A 443-nucleotide genomic window follows, 5' to 3' on the forward strand; every position below is an offset into this window, starting at 1 on the left:
CCTCCAAATCAGTAAAGTTTAAGACGGTTGCATGCTGAGGAAAGAGGTCACTTTTGTGGGTAATAACAAGAACAATACGTTCTTGCGAAAGTTTATATAAATGCTCAACAATTTGCGCACTGACAGTGTCATCCAATGCGGAAGTAGGTTCATCCAAAATAAGAAGGATTGGGTTTATCAGAAAGAAACAAGCTAAAGCCAAGCGTTGGCGCTGACCACCTGATAAAAAACCACCTGGCTCTCCTACTTGAGTATTGAGTCCTAGAGGCAAGTGAGCAATCAAAGCATGGCAAGCACTAACATATAGTGCAGCATCGATTTCATCTTTAGTAGCATCTGGTTTGGCAAGAAGCATATTCTCAAAAATGGTTCCGGAAAAAAGGCAAGAATTTTGGGGGAAATATGCGATTGTTTCACGTACACTACGGACATCAAAATTCTGT

The 443-nt window shown here is 40.9% G+C and carries 1 protein-coding gene; it reads right to left on the reverse strand.

Annotated features, from left to right (window positions below; all coding sequences use genetic code 11):
• Positions 1-443, reverse strand: a 443-nt coding sequence (locus tag J7R05_RS08200; protein WP_246468278.1) for an ATP-binding cassette domain-containing protein, incomplete at both ends; no start/stop codon positions are given.

The organism is Bartonella capreoli (genome assembly GCF_902813205.1).
Classification (GTDB): Bacteria; Pseudomonadota; Alphaproteobacteria; order Rhizobiales; family Rhizobiaceae; genus Bartonella; species Bartonella schoenbuchensis.